Annotated in this window: 15 protein-coding genes; 6 read left to right on the forward strand and 9 right to left on the reverse strand. The window is 60.9% G+C overall.

What is annotated here, in order from left to right:
- Positions 1-61: 61 nt before the first annotated feature.
- On the reverse strand, positions 62-1,030 hold the full coding sequence (locus CAF74_RS29655) for an energy transducer TonB (RefSeq protein ID WP_309474329.1): 969 nt from the start codon (positions 1,028-1,030) through the stop codon (positions 62-64).
- Here CAF74_RS29655 and glpT point away from each other — a divergent pair.
- Entirely contained in the window at positions 1,003-2,352 is a 1,350-nt protein-coding gene (glpT, locus tag CAF74_RS14260) for a glycerol-3-phosphate transporter (protein WP_007951819.1), read from the forward strand. The two genes, CAF74_RS29655 and glpT, sit on opposite strands and share 28 nt — an antisense overlap.
- Here glpT and CAF74_RS14265 read toward each other — a convergent pair.
- The 6 genes from CAF74_RS14265 to CAF74_RS14290 form a co-directional block, all read right to left on the reverse strand.
- The gene (locus tag CAF74_RS14265) at positions 2,328-2,996 is read right to left on the reverse strand and encodes a gamma-glutamylcyclotransferase (RefSeq protein ID WP_085746754.1); all 669 of its coding nucleotides are present in this window, start codon (positions 2,994-2,996) and stop codon (positions 2,328-2,330) included. The genes glpT and CAF74_RS14265 overlap by 25 nt on opposite strands.
- 197 nt (positions 2,997-3,193) lie before the next feature.
- The gene (locus CAF74_RS14270; protein WP_085746755.1) at positions 3,194-4,162 is read right to left on the reverse strand and encodes a CDP-6-deoxy-delta-3,4-glucoseen reductase; all 969 of its coding nucleotides are present in this window, start codon (positions 4,160-4,162) and stop codon (positions 3,194-3,196) included.
- Positions 4,162-5,628 carry a 4-hydroxy-3-polyprenylbenzoate decarboxylase gene (gene ubiD, locus CAF74_RS14275; RefSeq protein WP_007951823.1) on the reverse strand — a complete coding sequence of 489 codons (1,467 nt, stop codon included), beginning with the start codon at positions 5,626-5,628 and terminating at the stop codon, positions 4,162-4,164. The genes CAF74_RS14270 and ubiD overlap by 1 nt, the downstream gene beginning before the upstream one ends.
- 173 nt (positions 5,629-5,801) lie before the next feature.
- Positions 5,802-7,061 (reverse strand): transcription termination factor Rho, encoded by a 1,260-nt coding sequence (gene rho / locus CAF74_RS14280; RefSeq protein WP_011336486.1) that lies wholly within the window; start codon positions 7,059-7,061, stop codon positions 5,802-5,804.
- Between the two features lie 249 nt (positions 7,062-7,310).
- The gene (gene trxA, locus CAF74_RS14285; RefSeq protein WP_003206727.1) at positions 7,311-7,640 is read right to left on the reverse strand and encodes a thioredoxin TrxA; all 330 of its coding nucleotides are present in this window, start codon (positions 7,638-7,640) and stop codon (positions 7,311-7,313) included.
- Between the two features lie 120 nt (positions 7,641-7,760).
- The gene (locus CAF74_RS14290) at positions 7,761-8,468 is read right to left on the reverse strand and encodes a FadR/GntR family transcriptional regulator (protein ID WP_007951828.1); all 708 of its coding nucleotides are present in this window, start codon (positions 8,466-8,468) and stop codon (positions 7,761-7,763) included.
- Between the two features lie 256 nt (positions 8,469-8,724).
- Between CAF74_RS14290 and CAF74_RS14295 the strand changes: the two genes are divergently transcribed.
- From CAF74_RS14295 to ppx, 5 genes are all read left to right on the forward strand, one after another.
- Positions 8,725-9,510, forward strand: a complete 786-nt coding sequence (locus CAF74_RS14295) for a transporter substrate-binding domain-containing protein (protein WP_085746756.1) — start codon at positions 8,725-8,727, stop codon at positions 9,508-9,510.
- A 21-nt stretch (positions 9,511-9,531) separates the two neighbouring features.
- Complete coding sequence (locus CAF74_RS14300; RefSeq protein WP_085606035.1) at positions 9,532-10,212, forward strand: amino acid ABC transporter permease; 681 nt, start codon at positions 9,532-9,534, stop codon at positions 10,210-10,212.
- Positions 10,209-10,859, forward strand: a complete 651-nt coding sequence (locus CAF74_RS14305) for an amino acid ABC transporter permease (protein WP_007951832.1) — start codon at positions 10,209-10,211, stop codon at positions 10,857-10,859. Before CAF74_RS14300 ends, CAF74_RS14305 begins: the two co-directional genes overlap by 4 nt.
- Complete coding sequence (locus CAF74_RS14310) at positions 10,846-11,583, forward strand: amino acid ABC transporter ATP-binding protein (RefSeq protein WP_085746757.1); 738 nt, start codon at positions 10,846-10,848, stop codon at positions 11,581-11,583. The genes CAF74_RS14305 and CAF74_RS14310 overlap by 14 nt, the downstream gene beginning before the upstream one ends.
- Positions 11,584-11,817: 234 nt before the next feature.
- Positions 11,818-13,320 (forward strand): exopolyphosphatase, encoded by a 1,503-nt coding sequence (gene ppx / locus CAF74_RS14315; RefSeq protein WP_085746758.1) that lies wholly within the window; start codon positions 11,818-11,820, stop codon positions 13,318-13,320.
- Between the two features lie 66 nt (positions 13,321-13,386).
- Here ppx and ppk1 read toward each other — a convergent pair whose 3' ends face one another.
- Positions 13,387-15,612: a polyphosphate kinase 1 gene (gene ppk1 / locus CAF74_RS14320; RefSeq protein ID WP_085746759.1), complete on the reverse strand. Its 2,226-nt coding sequence runs from the start codon at positions 15,610-15,612 to the stop codon at positions 13,387-13,389.
- Positions 15,613-15,630: 18 nt separating this feature from the next.
- A complete protein-coding gene (gene hemB / locus CAF74_RS14325; RefSeq protein WP_007951836.1) occupies positions 15,631-16,644 on the reverse strand; it encodes a porphobilinogen synthase in 1,014 nt (337 codons plus the stop codon).
- Positions 16,645-16,702: the final 58 nt, after the last annotated feature.

The following is a 16,702-nucleotide window of genomic DNA, read 5'->3' on the forward strand; positions in this document are numbered from 1 at the left end:
GCTGATCGGGCGATCCGGAATTGATGGCCACTTCCGGATCGCTCTTCAGAGCACTCCAGCCCTACATCAAACTGCGAATATCCTCCGGCAACAGGCTCATGTACGTCCGGACCGGGCTACTACGGCAACTCCTTACAATCGATGGAATCCGCTTGTTCAGTCTGGCGATCATCGCCAGCCGCTGTTCGTCCGGCAGCTGCGCTTTGTGGAACACATTGGAAAGGTAGGCCCTGGTGTAAACGAACACCTTGGTATCGATCCATGATTGCTCCGCAATGTTGCCGAGGTATTCGTTCAAGGTGCGGCACTTCAAGGCTTTCAGTTGCTGGTTGATGTGGATGGGTTGATCCAGATCCAGCCTGAATACCATCGGTGCGAAGACCCGCGTCTGTGCCGGTTTGTCGCCCTCGACGATCCACGGTTTGAAACGCCATTGCTCGACAGCCGCCCTGACCGCTTCGATCAGCTCCGGATGGCTGCTTGGCGCAAAGCTGATCCGGTCGACTGAACCGTCGGCATGGACGGTGAACTCGGCGCCCACTTCACCGACCACGCCAGCCCTGAAAAGCCCTCGCGGATAGACCGGCCTCGGGTTGTTTTCCGGAATCAGCAGCACCTCTGACGCCCACGCACCTCCCGATGCCATCAGCAAAAACAGCAACACACACCACCGCATGAGCCCTCCCCCTTTACCGCTCGAATGCCCGATTGGCACCATCAAAAGGGTAGAGCCCGGCAGCCTGAAACAGAACGCCGCGCCTTCTGCATTGTTCGCAGGACATTTCCCAAACCTGCGCCCTACAAAGCCCTGAAACCCGGCAGGAAGACGCCGAAGTAACCTTTCCCACAACGCCCCGCACTTATATCTGAGCGACATGTTCATAAAGGAACGCGCGACTTCCAACATTTCCGCTGTTTTGCCGATGGGAAGCGGTGCTATTTTCGGTAACGAAACTGTAACATTCGCATCCGCAGTCAAAACAAGAAATCTGGAGCTCTTGAATGTTTGCTTTCTTTCGTCCTGCCGCACATCAGGCTCCATTGCCTGAAGAAAAAATCGACAGCACCTACCGACGCCTGCGTTGGCAGATCTTCGCCGGCATCTTCTTTGGCTACGCGGGTTACTACCTGCTGCGCAAGAACTTCTCGCTGGCCATGCCGTACCTGATCGACGAAGGCTATAGCCGTGGTGATCTGGGTCTGGCGATGTCGGCCATCGCCATTGCCTACGGTCTGTCCAAGTTCCTCATGGGCCTGGTGTCCGACCGCTCCAACCCGCGTTACTTCCTGCCATTCGGCCTGCTGGTATCGGCCGGGGTGATGTTCATTTTCGGTTTCGCGCCTTGGGCAACCTCCAGCGTGACCATGATGTTTATCTTGCTGTTCATCAACGGTTGGGCCCAGGGCATGGGCTGGCCGCCGAGCGGACGCACGATGGTGCACTGGTGGTCGCAGAAGGAACGTGGCGGCGTGGTATCGGTGTGGAACGTGGCGCATAACGTCGGTGGTGGTTTGATCGGCCCGCTGTTCCTGATCGGCATGGGCCTGTTCAACGACTGGCACGCGGCGTTCTACGTCCCGGCTGCCGTGGCCCTGGCGGTAGCGGTGTTCGCCTTCGTGACCATGCGCGATACCCCGCAATCGGTCGGCCTGCCGCCGATCGAGAAGTACAAGAACGACTACCCGGAAGGCTACGACGCCAGCCACGAAGACGAATTCAGTGCCAAGGAAATCTTCGTCAAATACGTGCTGCGCAACAAAATGCTCTGGTACATCGCCATGGCCAACGTCTTCGTTTACCTGTTGCGCTACGGCGTGCTGGACTGGGCGCCGACCTACCTGAAGGAAGCCAAGGGTTTCACCGTGGATAAAACCTCGTGGGCCTATTTCTTCTACGAGTGGGCGGGGATTCCGGGCACGCTGCTGTGCGGCTGGATGTCGGACAAGATCTTCCGTGGCAACCGTGGCCTGACCGGTATGGTGTTCATGGCCCTGGTGACCGTCGCGACCCTGGTGTACTGGCTGAACCCGGCCGGCAACCCGACCGTCGACATGATCGCGCTGTTCTCCATTGGCTTCCTGATCTACGGCCCGGTGATGCTGATCGGCCTGCAGGCGCTGGAACTGGCGCCGAAGAAAGCCGCCGGCACTGCCGCAGGCTTCACCGGTCTGTTCGGGTATCTGGGTGGTTCGGTCGCGGCCAGTGCAGCGATGGGCTACACCGTGGACCACTTCGGCTGGGATGGCGGTTTCGTGCTGCTGGTGGGCGCTTGCCTGCTGTCGATGGCCTTCCTGGCCCCGACCCTGTGGCACAAGCAAGTCGCCAGTCAGAGCCGCGAAGCAGTCGCCTGATCGGTCTTTGACTTACAGCGCTTGAGCCGCGCCTCCAGATTCCGGTCTGGCATGGCGTGGCTGCGCAGGGCGTGGGCGGTCTGCTCGACATAATCGCGAGTGGTGCCGTAACGCCCGCAAGCGCTTTCGAACACCTGGCTCAGCACATGATCCGGCAAGTTGCCGGCATAGCTGGGCAGGTGTCGCTCCAATACGAATCCCAAGGCCTGAACCTGGCTGCCATCTTCGAGTCGGCAGTTGAGCCAGTGTGGCCGATAGGACGGGAACGGCATCTCGCGCTTCCATAACGCATACAGCGCGCTGTCCAGATTGTCTTCCGGCAACCGGTAGGCGAAGCCGCTGCACGAGCCGCCACGATCCAGACCAAAGACCAGTCCCGGCATTTCCGGCGTGCCGCGATGCTCGTGGGACCACAAGTACAAGCCACGGTGATAGCCATGCACGCGCCCACGCACCCGCTCCACGGCTGTGCATTCCGGCCGCCAGATCAGCGAACCGTAGGCGAACAGCCACACCGGCCCGCCCTTGTGGCGCGCCATGGTCGATTGCATGGAAGCGAGAAGTTGTTCGTGCGTCAGCTGCGGCCCAAGATCGAGCCGCGGAGGGTAAGCCAGGTTCAGAAAAGCGTTTTCAATGGCGCTCATGGCGAATAGCGTTCAGCTCCCCGCGGGTGAAGAATTACTTAATAGAACGCACCGCTGTAACAATAAGGCACATATGTTTTAAGGCAATTTGAGTGCCATGGCACAGTTCTTAATTGATTGCCTGATGGATATATAACCTACCGGCATTTATGCAATTACATAAATACCGATCGGCTATATGACGAGTTATAACGAACTCAGGCGCGGGGTGCGTAAGCAAACACATCCGCACGCATCTGATGGGCATCCATCCCTGCTTCCACCAGCGCATCCAGCGTGCCGTAGACCATGGCCGGCGAGCCGCTGGCATAGACGTGCAGCGGTTTCAGATCAGGGAAATCCTCGCACACCGCCTCATGCAACATGCCACAGCGCCCTTCCCAGCCGCACTGGTCACTGACGACCTTGTGCAGGAACAGATTGGGCAACTTCAGCCATTCGTCCCAATGTTCGATTTCGTAGAAATCTTCCGGACGACGCACGCCCCAGTACAAGTGCACCGGATGCTTGAAGCCGCTGGCCCGGCAATGTTCGATCAGGCTGTGGATCTGGCCCATGCCGGTGCCGGCGGCGATCAGCACCAGCGGCCCGTCCGGCAGTTCCGCCAGGTGGGTATCGCCGAATGGCAGTTCGACCCGCACCATCGGGTTGCGCGTGAGCTGATCGATCAGGTTCAGCGCACTGGACTCGCGCGCCAGCACATGGATTTCCAGATCGCGCCCGCCGTGGGGCGCCGAGGCCATGGAGAACGCCGACTTCTCGCCGTTCTCGCGCTCGATCATCAGATACTGGCCAGCGTGGTAGCGCGGCGGCTTGCCGGCTGGTGCCCGCAGGCGCACACGAAAGGTATCGCCACCGACGTCCCGGCATTCGATGACCTGACACGACACGCTGCGCACAGGCAGTTCTCCCAGCGCGAGCACGCCATCCCACAGCACGATGCAGTCTTCCAGCGGCTCCGCTATGCAAGTGTAGAACTCACCGTGGTCGTGCACCTTGCCGGCCTGTTCGACCCGGCCTTCCACCAGCAGCGCCGCACACACATGGCAATTGCCGTTACGGCAGCTTTGCGGGCATTCGTAGCCCAGGCGCCGCGCACCATCGAGAATCCGCTCTCCGGGCCGTATCTCGAGTACCGCTCCGGAGGGCTGCAGGGTTACACGCATCAATCTATTCCTAACTGATTCCAGATGGCATCGATCCGTTGGGTGACGGCGTCATCCTTGACGATGACGCGACCCCACTCGCGAGTGGTTTCGCCCGGCCACTTGTGGGTGGCGTCCAGGCCCATCTTCGAGCCGAGCCCCGACACCGGCGAGGCGAAGTCGAGGTAGTCGATCGGCGTGTTGTCGATCATCACCGTGTCGCGCTTGGGGTCCATGCGCGTGGTGATGGCCCAGATCACGTCGTTCCAGTCCCGCGCGTTGATGTCGTCGTCGGTGACGATAACGAACTTGGTGTACATGAACTGTCGCAAAAACGACCAGACACCCAGCATCACGCGCTTGGCATGCCCCGGATACGACTTCTTCATCGTCACCACGGCCATGCGGTACGAGCAGCCTTCCGGCGGCAGGTAGAAGTCGGTGATCTCCGGGAACTGCTTCTGCAGGATCGGCACGAACACTTCGTTCAGCGCCACGCCGAGAATCGCCGGCTCATCCGGCGGACGGCCGGTATAGGTGCTGTGGTAGATCGGTTTGATCCGGTGAGTGATGCGCTCGACGGTGAACACCGGGAAGCTGTCGACTTCGTTGTAGTAACCGGTGTGGTCGCCGTACGGGCCTTCATCGGCCATCTCGCCGGGATGGATCACGCCTTCAAGGATGATTTCGGCTGTGGCCGGCACTTGCAGGTCGTTGCCACGGCATTTCACCAGCTCCGTGCGACTGTCGCGCAGCAGACCGGCGAAGGCGTATTCGGAGAGGCTGTCCGGCACCGGAGTGACCGCACCGAGAATGGTCGCCGGATCCGCACCAAGGGCCACGGACACCGGGAACGGCTGACCCGGATGCTTCTCGCACCACTCTCGAAAGTCCAGCGCGCCGCCACGGTGGCTGAGCCAGCGCATGATGACCTTGTTGCGACCGATCACTTGCTGGCGGTAGATGCCGAGATTCTGCCGGTCCTTGTTCGGGCCCTTGGTGACGGTCAGGCCCCAGGTGATCAGCGGCGCCACGTCGCCCGGCCAGCAGGTCTGTACCGGCAGCATCGCCAGATCGACGTCGTCGCCTTCGATGACCACTTCCTGGCACGGCGCGTCTTTGACGACTTTCGGCGCCATCGCGATGATCTTGCGGAAGATCGGCAGCTTCGACCACGCGTCCTTCAAGCCCTTCGGCGGCTCCGGTTCCTTGAGAAACGCCAGCAGCTTGCCGATTTCGCGCAGTTCGCTGACCGACTCGGCGCCCATGCCCATGGCCACCCGCTCGGGAGTACCGAACAGGTTGCCGAGCACCGGGATGTCATAACCGGTCGGTTTCTCGAACAGCAGCGCCGGGCCCTTGGCCCGCAGCGTGCGGTCGCACACCTCGGTCATTTCCAGCACCGGCGAGACGGGAATCTGGATGCGTTTCAACTCTCCGCGCTGCTCAAGCTGCTGCACGAAATCCCGAAGATCCTTGAATTTCATTGACGATGGCACCCTCAAAATAGGCGTACATCCTACCTGCTCTGTCGGCCGCTGGCAGCTATCGTGGCTCTGCAAACAGCAATCAGTGTCTCCCGGAAGGTCGGGGCAGCCGAACCGTGGCAAAAAAAATGGCGCCCTCCAGGGGCGCCATTTTTCTGAACCGACCAGCGATGTTACTTGCGTTTCATCGACAGGAAGAATTCGTCGTTGGTCTTGGTCGTTTTCAGCTTGTCGACCAGGAACTCGATGGCGGCAACTTCATCCATCGGGTGCAGCAGTTTGCGCAGGATCCACATACGCTGCAGTTCGTCGTCGGCGGTCAGCAGCTCTTCGCGACGGGTACCGGACTTGTTGATGTTGATGGCCGGGAACACACGCTTCTCGGCGATACGACGGTCCAGTGGCAGCTCCATGTTGCCGGTGCCCTTGAACTCTTCGTAGATCACTTCGTCCATCTTCGAGCCGGTTTCAACCAGCGCGGTGGCGATGATGGTCAGCGAGCCGCCTTCTTCGATGTTGCGCGCAGCGCCGAAGAAACGCTTCGGTTTCTCCAGGGCGTGGGCATCGACACCACCGGTCAGCACCTTGCCGGAGCTCGGGATCACGGTGTTGTAGGCACGGGCCAGACGGGTGATGGAGTCGAGCAGGATCACCACGTCCTTCTTGTGTTCTACCAGGCGCTTGGCCTTCTCGATCACCATTTCAGCCACTTGCACGTGACGGGTCGGCGGCTCGTCGAAGGTCGAGGCAACCACTTCGCCGCGCACGGTGCGCTGCATTTCGGTCACTTCTTCCGGACGTTCGTCGATCAACAGCACGATCAGGTGAACTTCAGGGTTGTTACGGGCGATGTTCGCTGCGATGTTCTGCAGCATGATCGTTTTACCGGCTTTCGGCGGTGCAACGATCAGACCGCGCTGGCCTTTGCCGATCGGGGCGCACAGGTCGATCACACGACCGGTCAGGTCTTCGGTGGAACCGTTGCCGGCTTCCATCTTCATGCGCACGGTCGGGAACAGCGGGGTCAGGTTCTCGAAGAGAATCTTGTTCTTCGCGTTCTCAGGACGATCAAAGTTGATCGTGTCGACCTTGAGCAGGGCGAAATAACGCTCGCCTTCCTTCGGCGGGCGGATCTTGCCAACGATGGTGTCACCGGTGCGCAAGTTGAAACGGCGGATCTGGCTCGGCGAGACGTAGATGTCGTCAGGGCCGGCGAGGTAGGAAGCGTCAGCGGAGCGCAGGAAGCCGAAGCCGTCCTGGAGAATCTCCAGCACGCCATCACCGGAGATTTCCTCACCGCTTTTAGCGTGCTTTTTCAGCAGGGAGAAAATCACGTCCTGCTTGCGCGAACGGGCCATATTTTCTATGCCCATCTGTTCGGCCAATTCGAGCAGTTCGGTAATCGGCTTTTGCTTGAGTTCAGTCAGATTCATATAGGAATGACGTAATCATTTATGGAGGGGGGAAATTAAGCTTTTGGCTTAATGAGGCCGCGCCGCGGAGAAGGCGACAGGATCGCGTACTTATTCGAAAAGGAGTGCGTCGGCGACGGCTAGCAGGGGGCAGTGGAGAAACCAGTGCGGGGCCGAATGTATCACCTGAGTTTCGGAGCGTCTAGCCCTGAATACGCAAAAAGCCCCGCAATTTGCGGGGCTTTTTGAGGACAATCTTTACAGCGACGCTTAGATGTTGGCGTCGAGGAAAGCAGCCAGTTGCGACTTCGACAGAGCGCCGACCTTGGTCGCTTCAACGTTGCCGTTCTTGAACAGCATCAGGGTCGGAATACCACGTACGCCGTGCTTGGCAGGGGTTTCCTGGTTTTCGTCGATGTTCAGTTTGGCAACGGTCAGCTTGCCTTTGTAAGTCTCTGCAATCTCGTCCAGAACCGGAGCGATCATTTTGCAAGGGCCGCACCATTCAGCCCAGTAGTCGACCAGGACAGCGCCTTCGGCCTTGAGTACGTCGGCTTCGAAGCTAGCGTCGCTAACGTGTTTGATCAGATCGCTGCTCATGGAATTCTCCAGGTTGTAAGCAAAAAAACGTGGCCCATCATAGCCGCCCTTCCCTTGTTCAGGAAGCCGCAGATGATTGAGTCTTGCTATGGCACTCGATGAGTTTGGGTATAGCTCAAGTCACGCGCTGGCGGGGGCAATGAAGGAAATTCCGGTGCGCAGCGCCGCATTGCGCACGTGCTCCTGCATGGCTTTCTGCGCGGCAGCGGAAGCCCGACGGGCCAGTGCGCGGAGGATCTTGCGGTGTTCCTGCCAGGTTTCCATGGCCCGTTCGGCGCGGATGAACGGTAGTTTCTGGCTCTCCAGAAAGATGTCGGCGCTGGCGGTGAGGATGCTCAGCATCGCCTGATTGCCGCTGGCCAGCAGGATCCGCCGGTGGAATTCGAAATCCAGTTTCGCCGCGGCCTCGAAGTCGCCGGCGCGCAGTTGTTCGCGCATGGCGGCGACATTGTCTTCCAGTTCGTCCAGATCAAAGGTGCTCAGCGTCACCGCCGCCAGCCCGGCCGCAAACCCTTCCAGCGCATAGCGCAACTGAAAGATTTCCAGCGGCGAAGCCTGGGCGGCAAACGGCCAGGCCGGTGCGCCCTCACCGCGCGGCAATTCCACCGGCGCCTGCACGAACACGCCCTTGCCCGGCTGAATGCTGACCACACCCAGCGCGCTTAAGGACGACAACGCCTCACGCAACGACGCGCGGCTGACACCCAGCTGAACCGCCAGATCCCGTTGCGAAGGCAGCGCATCGCCGGGGCCGAAGCCCTGCTCGGTAATCAGTTTGCGGATCGCTTGCAGCGCCACTTCGGGTACGGCGCGGGAGATCGAGTTCATGGTTTTCCAGACGGACCAGGCCAAGGTGCGGCCAGTTGTAATGCTATTCGAGGCATCAGGCAAGTCGTGCCCCAGCGGGGTTCGACGGTGCGCGTCGATGCGCTATCGCAGTGCGAAACCCGACCTGACTGTTCAGACCAGTAAGACCGAACAAACCCGCTAAACCCGTGGCTTTGCGGGGCCGAACCTCTGTCTTGGCACGGCCCATGCTCTGTCCGATCGCAGAATTCACTTCCCGCCGATCCGGAGATTGTCCATGACGAAGCGTTACAGCGCCCTCCTCGCCGCCCTGTTTGCCGGCCTGATGCTCAGCCAGGCCCCCGCCCATGCCGACGGTCTGGATGACGTGGTCAAACGCGGCACCTTGAAAGTCGCCGTGCCTCAGGACTTCCCGCCGTTCGGCTCGGTCGGCCCGGACATGAAGCCGCGCGGCCTCGATATCGATACGGCGAAACTGCTGGCCGAGCAGCTCAAGGTCAAACTCGAACTGACCCCGGTCAACAGCACCAACCGCATTCCGTTCCTCACCACCGGCAAGGTCGATCTGGTGATTTCCAGCCTCGGCAAGAATCCCGAGCGCGAGAAGGTCATCGATTTCTCCCGCGCCTACGCGCCGTTCTACCTCGCCGTGTTCGGCCCGCCGGACGCAGCCGTCAGCACCCTCGACGACCTTAAGGGCAAGACCATCAGCGTCACCCGGGGCGCCATCGAAGACATCGAGCTGACCAAGGTCGCCCCTGAAGGCGTGACCATCAAACGCTTCGAAGACAACAACTCGACTATCGCCGCCTACCTCGCAGGCCAGGTCGACCTGATCGCCAGCGGCAACGTGGTAATGGTCGCAATCAGCGAAAAGAACCCGAAACGCGTCCCCGCGCTGAAAGTGAAGCTCAAGGATTCGCCGGTCTACGTCGGCGTGAACAAGAACGAGCCAGCATTGCTGGGCAAGGTCAACGAAATCCTGGCCACCGCCAAGTCTGACGGCGCACTGGAAAAGAACGCGCAGACCTGGCTCAAAGAGCCGCTGCCGGCCGACCTCTGACCGGCGACGCGGGAGACTTTCATGGCCTATCAGTTCGATTTCTTGCCGGTGGTGGAAAACACCGACCTGCTGTTGCGTGGGGCGTTGTTTACCCTTGAGCTGACGGCCATCGGCGCGCTGCTCGGGGTTGGCGTGGGCATCGTCGGAGCGCTGGTGCGGGCGTGGAACATCCGCCCGTTCTCGACGATCTTCGGCGTTTATGTGGAGTTGATCCGCAACACGCCATTTCTGGTGCAACTGTTCTTCATCTTCTTCGGCCTGCCGTCCCTCGGCGTACAGATTTCCGAGTGGCAGGCGGCAGTGCTGGCGATGGTGATCAACCTCGGTGCGTATTCGACCGAGATCATCCGCGCCGGCATCCAGGCGATTCCGCGTGGGCAGCTGGAAGCTGCGGCGGCATTGGCGATGAGCCGTTTCGAAGCGTTCCGCCACGTGGTGCTGCTGCCGGCACTGGGCAAAGTGTGGCCGGCTCTGAGCAGCCAGATCATCATCGTCATGCTCGGTTCGGCGGTGTGTTCGCAGATTGCCACCGAGGAGTTGAGCTTCGCCGCCAACTTCATTCAGTCGCGCAACTTCCGCGCCTTTGAAACCTACGCCCTGACCACCCTCATTTATCTGTGCATGGCGCTGCTGATCCGTCAGCTGTTGAACTGGCTCGGTCGGCGCTACCTGTCGAAAAGCAGTGCAAGGAGCAGCCAATGAGCGACTTCACGTTCTGGGACATCCTGCGCAACCTGTTGACCGGCCTGCAATGGACGCTGGCGCTGTCGCTGGTGGCATTCATCGGCGGCGGGATCGTCGGATTGCTGATCCTGATCATGCGCATCTCGAAGAACCCGCTGCCCAGCAGCATCGCCCGCACCTGGATCGAACTGTTTCAGGGCACGCCGCTGTTGATGCAGTTGTTTCTGGTGTTCTTCGGCGTGGCGCTGGCCGGGGTGGAGATTTCGCCGTGGATGGCGGCGGCGATTGCCCTGACGCTATTCACCAGCGCCTATCTGGCGGAGATCTGGCGCGGCTGCGTCGAGGCGATTCCCAATGGTCAGTGGGAAGCTTCGTCGAGCCTGGCGCTGAATCCGCTGGAGCAACTGCGCTACGTGATCCTGCCGCAAGCGCTGCGCATCGCCGTAGCGCCGACCGTGGGTTTCTCGGTGCAAGTCGTCAAGGGCACCGCGGTGACCTCGATCATCGGCTTCACCGAACTGACCAAGACCGGCGGCATGCTCGCCAACGCCACCTTCGAACCGTTCATGGTCTACGGCCTCGTTGCCCTGGGCTACTTCCTGCTCTGTTACCCCCTGTCCCTCAGTGCGCGCTATCTGGAAAGGAGACTGCATGCCTCTGCTTAGAATTTCCGCCCTGCATAAATACTACGGCGATCACCACGTGCTCAAAGGCATCGACCTGAGCGTCGAGGAAGGCCAGGTGGTGGCGATCATCGGCCGCAGCGGCTCGGGCAAGTCCACCCTGCTGCGCACCCTCAACGGTCTGGAGTCGATCAAAGACGGCGTGATCGAAGTCGATGGCGAATACCTCGACGCCGCCCGCGCCGATCTGCGCAGCCTGCGGCAGAAAGTCGGGATGGTGTTTCAGCAGTTCAACCTTTTCCCGCACCTGACGGTCGGCGAAAACGTGATGCTCGCGCCACAGGTGGTGCAGAAAGTGCCCAAGGCCAAGGCGCAGGAACTGGCGCGGCAGATGCTGGAGCGCGTCGGTCTGGGCGAGAAATTCGATGCGTTCCCGGAACGCCTCTCGGGCGGCCAGCAGCAACGGGTGGCGATTGCCCGGGCGCTGGCGATGTCGCCCAAGGTGCTGCTGTGCGACGAGATCACCTCGGCGCTGGACCCGGAGCTGGTCAACGAAGTGCTCAGCGTGGTCCGCCAGCTCGCGAAAGAAGGCATGACATTGATCATGGTCACCCACGAAATGCGCTTCGCCCGGGAGGTGGGGGACAAACTGGTGTTCATGCACCAAGGCAAGGTTCACGAGGTGGGGGATCCGAAAGTGCTGTTTGCCGATCCGCAGACTCCGGAGCTGGCGAATTTTATTGGCAGCGTCGAAGCGACAGCCTGAAGGATTTTCAGAGACTTTTCTGGCCTCATCGCGGGCGAGCCCGCTCCCACAGGGTTCTCTAGCGGGATACGGTTTTGTGTTCGACACAAAACCTGTGGGAGCGGGCTTGCCCGCGAATGGCCGCGCCGCGGTCTTGAGACTTTATGCGCTGAATCAAGGGTTTGAACCATGCGCGTTGGCGGCAGCGTTTGATCGTGGCACGATGTCGGGGTTATCGACCGAGACCCCCACACCATGCCGCAATCCCAAGCCAAGAATCTGTCCCTGATCGCCGCGATCGACCTGGGCTCCAACAGCTTCCATATGGTCGTGGCCAAGGCCCAGAACGGCGAAATCCGTATTCTCGAACGGCTCGGTGAAAAGGTTCAGCTGGCCGCCGGCATCGACGATGAGCGTCAGCTCAACGAAGAATCCATGCAGCGCGGCCTCGACTGTCTCAAGCGCTTTGCTCAACTGATCAACGGCATGCCACTGGGCGCCGTGAGGATCGTCGGCACCAACGCCCTGCGCGAGGCGCGCAACCGTGGCGAATTCATCCGCCGCGCCGAAGAAATCCTCGGCCATCCGGTGGAAGTCATCTCCGGCCGTGAAGAGGCCCGCCTGATCTACCTTGGCGTGTCCCACACCCTCGCCGACACCCCGGGCAAACGCCTGGTCGCCGACATCGGCGGCGGCAGTACCGAATTCATCATCGGCCAGCGTTTCGAACCGCTGCTGCGCGAAAGCCTGCAGATGGGCTGCGTGAGCTTCACCCAGCGCTATTTCAAGGACGGCAAGATCACCCCGGCTCGCTACGCCCAGGCGTACACGGCGGCGCGGCTGGAAATCATGAGCATCGAACACGCCCTGCACCGCCTGACCTGGGATGAGGCCATCGGCTCCTCGGGCACCATCCGCGCCATCGGCCTGGCGCTGAAGGCCGGCGGTCATGGCACCGGCGAAGTGAATGCCGAAGGTCTGGCGTGGCTCAAGCGCCGCCTGTTCAAGCTCGGCGATGTCGACAAGATCGATTTTGAAGGCATCAAACCTGACCGTCGCGCGATCTTCCCGGCGGGTCTGGCGATTCTCGAAGCGATCTTCGACGCCCTCGAACTGCAACTCATGGATCACTGCGAAGGCGCGCTGCGTGAAGGCGTGCTGTATGACCTGCTGGGTCGCCATCACCACGAAGACGTGCGCGAACGCACCCTGACCTCGCTGATGGAGCGCTACCACGTCGACCTCGAACAGGCTGCACGGGTCGAGCGCAAAGCCTTGCACGCGTTTGATCAAGTGGCCGTGGACTGGGAGCTGGACGACGGCATCTGGCGCGAACTGCTGGGCTGGGCGGCGAAAGTGCACGAAGTCGGGCTCGACATCGCTCACTATCACTACCATAAACACGGCGCTTACCTGATCGAGCACTCGGACCTCGCCGGGTTCTCCCGCGAAGATCAGCAAATGCTCGCCCTGCTGGTGCGTGGCCACCGCCGCAACATCCCCAAGGACAAGTTTGCCGAGTTCGGCGACGACGGCGACAAGCTGATCCGCCTGTGCGTGCTGCTGCGTTTCGCCATCCTGTTCCACCACATCCGTGGTACCCAGGCGATGCCGCAAGTGGCGTTGCATGCCAACGGCAACAACCTCGACGTGGAATTCCCGGAGAACTGGCTGGATGAGAATCAGCTGACTCAGGCGGATTTCGGGCTTGAGGCGGAGTGGCTGACGCGGGTGGGGGTTGTTCTGACCGTGCATTGAGTAACGGGCAGGCACAAAAAAGGCGATCCGGATGGATCGCCTTTTTTATGGCGTTGAAACCTGCGGTCAGCTGCTCACCGGCAGAATCGGGCTGCCCAACCGCTCCAGCAGCGTCGCCTGCGCACTGCGCGGGTTCTGGTTGCCGGTCGGCGTATTGCGGATGTAGCGGCCGTCCGATTGCAGGCTCCAGCTGTGGGTGTTGTCGGTCAGGTACAGCTCCAGCTCTTTCTTGACCCGGGTCAGCAGCTTCTTGCCTTCCACCGGGAAGCAGGTCTCGACGCGCTTGTCGAGGTTGCGCTCCATCCAGTCGGCGCTGGACAGGAACATCTGCTCCTCGCCGCCGTTCAGGAAGTAGAAAACCCGGGTGTGTTCAAGGAAGCGGCCGATGATCGAGCGCACGTGGATGTTGTGCGATACCCCGGCGATGCCCGGACGCAGGCAGCACATGCCGCGCACCACCAGATCGATGCGGACGCCGGACTGGCTGGCCTTGTACAGCGCGCGGATGATCTTCGGATCGGTCAGCGAGTTGAACTTGGCGATGATGTGCGCCGGTTTGCCGTCGAGCGCGAATTGCGTCTCGCGCAGGATCATGTCGAGCATGCCCTTCTTCAGGGTGAACGGCGCATGCAGCAGCTTCTTCATGCGCAACGTTTTACCCATGCCGATCAACTGGCTGAACAGTTTGCCGACGTCTTCGCACAAGGCGTCGTCGGAGGTCAGCAGGCTGTAGTCGGTGTACAGACGGGCGTTGCCGGCGTGGTAGTTACCGGTGCCGAGGTGCGCGTAACGCACGATCTCGCCGGCCTCGCGGCGCAGGATCAACATCATCTTGGCGTGGGTCTTGAAGCCGACCACGCCGTAGATCACCACCGCACCGGCCGCTTGCAGACGGCTGGCCAGCTGCAGGTTGGATTCTTCGTCGAAGCGCGCACGCAGCTCGATGACCGCCGTCACTTCCTTGCCGTTACGCGCGGCGTCCACCAGCGCATCGACGATTTCCGAGTTGGCGCCGGAACGGTACAGGGTCTGGCGCACGGCCAGAACGTGTGGGTCTTTCGCGGCCTGGCGCAGCAGGTCGACCACCGGGGTAAACGACTCGAACGGGTGCAGCAGCAGGATGTCCTGCTTGCTGATCACGCTGAAAATGTTTTCGCTGTTTTGCAGCAGTTTCGGAATCTGCGGCGTGAACGGCGTGTATTGCAACTCCGGATGGCTGTCCAGACCGGTGATGCTGAACAGACGCGTCAGGTTCACCGGGCCGTTGACCTGATACAGCTCGGTCTCGCTCAGGTTGAACTGCTTGAGCAGGTAGTCCGACAGGTGTTTCGGACAGGTGTCGGCGACTTCCAGGCGCACGGCGTCACCGTAACGACGGGAGAACAACTCGCCACGCAGGGCGCGGGCCAGGTCTTCGACGTCTTCGGAGTCGAGCGCAAGGTCGGCGTTCCGGGTCAGACGAAACTGGTAGCAGCCCTTCACCTTCATGCCCTGGAACAGGTCATCGGCGTGGGCGTGGATCATCGACGAAAGGAACACATAGTTGTCGCCAGGGCCGCCGACTTCTTCCGGCACCTTGATGATCCGCGGCAGCAGACGCGGCGCCGGGATGATCGCCAGACCGGAGTCGCGGCCGAAGGCGTCGATACCTTCGAGCTCGACGATGAAGTTCAGGCTCTTGTTCACCAGCAACGGGAACGGGTGCGTCGGATCGAGGCCGATCGGAGTGATGATCGGCGCGATCTCGTCGCGGAAATAGCGGCGCACCCAGGTCTTGAGCTTGGTCGTCCAGTTGCGACGACGGATGAAGCGCACCTGATGCTTTTCCAGCTCCGGCAGCAGGATGTCGTTGAGGATTGCGTACTGACGGTCTACGTGACCGTGCACCAGCTCGCTGATGCGGGCCAGGGCCTGATGCGGTTGCAGGCCGTCGGCGCCGGCCTGTTCACGGGCGAAGGTGATTTGTTTCTTGAGGCCGGCGACGCGGATTTCGAAGAATTCGTCGAGGTTGCTGGAGAAGATCAGCAGGAACTTCAGCCGCTCCAGCAACGGGTAGGACTCGTCCAGCGCCTGTTCCAGCACGCGGATGTTGAACTGCAGTTGCGACAACTCACGGTGGATGTACAGGCTGCTGTCATCCAGGCCGGGAATCGCGATCGCCGGAACCGCCGTGGCAGGCTCGGTTGCCGGCGCGGGTGGCGCAGGCTCCAGTTCCGGCGGGGTTTCGGTAATCTGCTCGACCACGGGTTGAGCTTCTTTTACGGCAACTTCAGTGAGTCCTTCGGTATTCATCGAATGTTCCTGGGAGGGCTATTTCTGCTCTCGTAACAATTGAGCGGCGCGGACAGCAAAGTAAGTCAGGATGCCATCAGCGCCGGCACGTTTAAAGGCGGTCAGGGATTCGAGGATCACGCCTTCGCTCAACCAGCCATTCTGGATCGCCGCCATGTGCATGGCGTATTCGCCGCTAACCTGATAGACGAAGGTCGGCACTTTGAAGGCATCTTTTACCCGGAACAAAATGTCCAGATACGGCATGCCGGGTTTGACCATGACCATGTCCGCGCCCTCAGACAAGTCCGCGCCCACTTCGTGCAGCGCTTCGTCGCTGTTGGCCGGATCCATCTGATAGGAGGCCTTGTTCGCCTTGCCCAGGTTCGCGGCCGAACCCACGGCATCGCGGAACGGGCCGTAATAGGCGCTGGCGTACTTGGCCGAGTAGGCCATGATCCGCACGTTGACGTGCCCGGCCAGCTCCAAAGCTTCGCGGATCGCCTGAATGCGGCCGTCCATCATGTCCGACGGGGCAACCACCTGGGCGCCGGCAGCGGCGTGAGACAAGGCTTGCTTGACCAGTGCATCGACGGTGATGTCGTTCTGCACGTAGCCTTCTTCATCGAGAATGCCGTCCTGACCGTGAGTGGTGAACGGGTCGAGGGCGACGTCGGTGATCACGCCCAGCTCGGGGAATCGGTCACGCAGGGCACGGGTGGCGCGCTGGGCGATGCCTTCGGGATTCCAGGCTTCGGCGGCATCGAGGGATTTGAGTTCAGGTGGCGTGACCGGGAACAGCGCCAGCGCCGGAATTCCCAGTTCGACCCATTTGGCGGCTTCTTCAAGCAGCAGGTCGATGGTCAGGCGCTCGACACCCGGCATCGAGGCCACGGCTTCGCGGCGGTTTTCACCGTCGAGCACGAACACCGGCAGGATCAGGTCATCGACCGTCAACACATTCTCACGCACCAGCCGCCGGGAAAAATCATCACGGCGATTACGACGCAGGCGGGTGGCAGGGAACAGACGGTTGGCTGGGGTAAAGCTCACGGCAGACTCCTGAGCCCGCGCAAACGGGCGAGCGTGACAGTTATAGACGGCCATTATG

This window comes from Pseudomonas sp. R45(2017), from assembly GCF_002112305.1.
GTDB lineage: Bacteria > Pseudomonadota > Gammaproteobacteria > Pseudomonadales > Pseudomonadaceae > Aquipseudomonas > Aquipseudomonas paraglycinae.

Bases quoted from the DNA above. Each gene is read 5' to 3' on its own strand.
- glpT (WP_007951819.1), top strand. From the start codon at position 1,003: ATGTTTGCTTTCTTTCGTCCTGCCGCACATCAGGCTCCATTGCCTGAA.
- CAF74_RS14265 (WP_085746754.1), bottom strand. From the start codon at position 2,996: ATGAGCGCCATTGAAAACGCTTTTCTGAACCTGGCTTACCCTCCGCGG.
- CAF74_RS14270 (WP_085746755.1), bottom strand. From the start codon at position 4,162: ATGCGTGTAACCCTGCAGCCCTCCGGAGCGGTACTCGAGATACGGCCC.
- ubiD (WP_007951823.1), bottom strand. From the start codon at position 5,628: ATGAAATTCAAGGATCTTCGGGATTTCGTGCAGCAGCTTGAGCAGCGC.
- rho (WP_011336486.1), bottom strand. From the start codon at position 7,061: ATGAATCTGACTGAACTCAAGCAAAAGCCGATTACCGAACTGCTCGAA.
- trxA (WP_003206727.1), bottom strand. From the start codon at position 7,640: ATGAGCAGCGATCTGATCAAACACGTTAGCGACGCTAGCTTCGAAGCC.
- CAF74_RS14290 (WP_007951828.1), bottom strand. From the start codon at position 8,468: ATGAACTCGATCTCCCGCGCCGTACCCGAAGTGGCGCTGCAAGCGATC.
- CAF74_RS14295 (WP_085746756.1), top strand. From the start codon at position 8,725: ATGACGAAGCGTTACAGCGCCCTCCTCGCCGCCCTGTTTGCCGGCCTG.
- CAF74_RS14300 (WP_085606035.1), top strand. From the start codon at position 9,532: ATGGCCTATCAGTTCGATTTCTTGCCGGTGGTGGAAAACACCGACCTG.
- CAF74_RS14305 (WP_007951832.1), top strand. From the start codon at position 10,209: ATGAGCGACTTCACGTTCTGGGACATCCTGCGCAACCTGTTGACCGGC.
- CAF74_RS14310 (WP_085746757.1), top strand. From the start codon at position 10,846: ATGCCTCTGCTTAGAATTTCCGCCCTGCATAAATACTACGGCGATCAC.
- ppx (WP_085746758.1), top strand. From the start codon at position 11,818: ATGCCGCAATCCCAAGCCAAGAATCTGTCCCTGATCGCCGCGATCGAC.
- ppk1 (WP_085746759.1), bottom strand. From the start codon at position 15,612: ATGAATACCGAAGGACTCACTGAAGTTGCCGTAAAAGAAGCTCAACCC.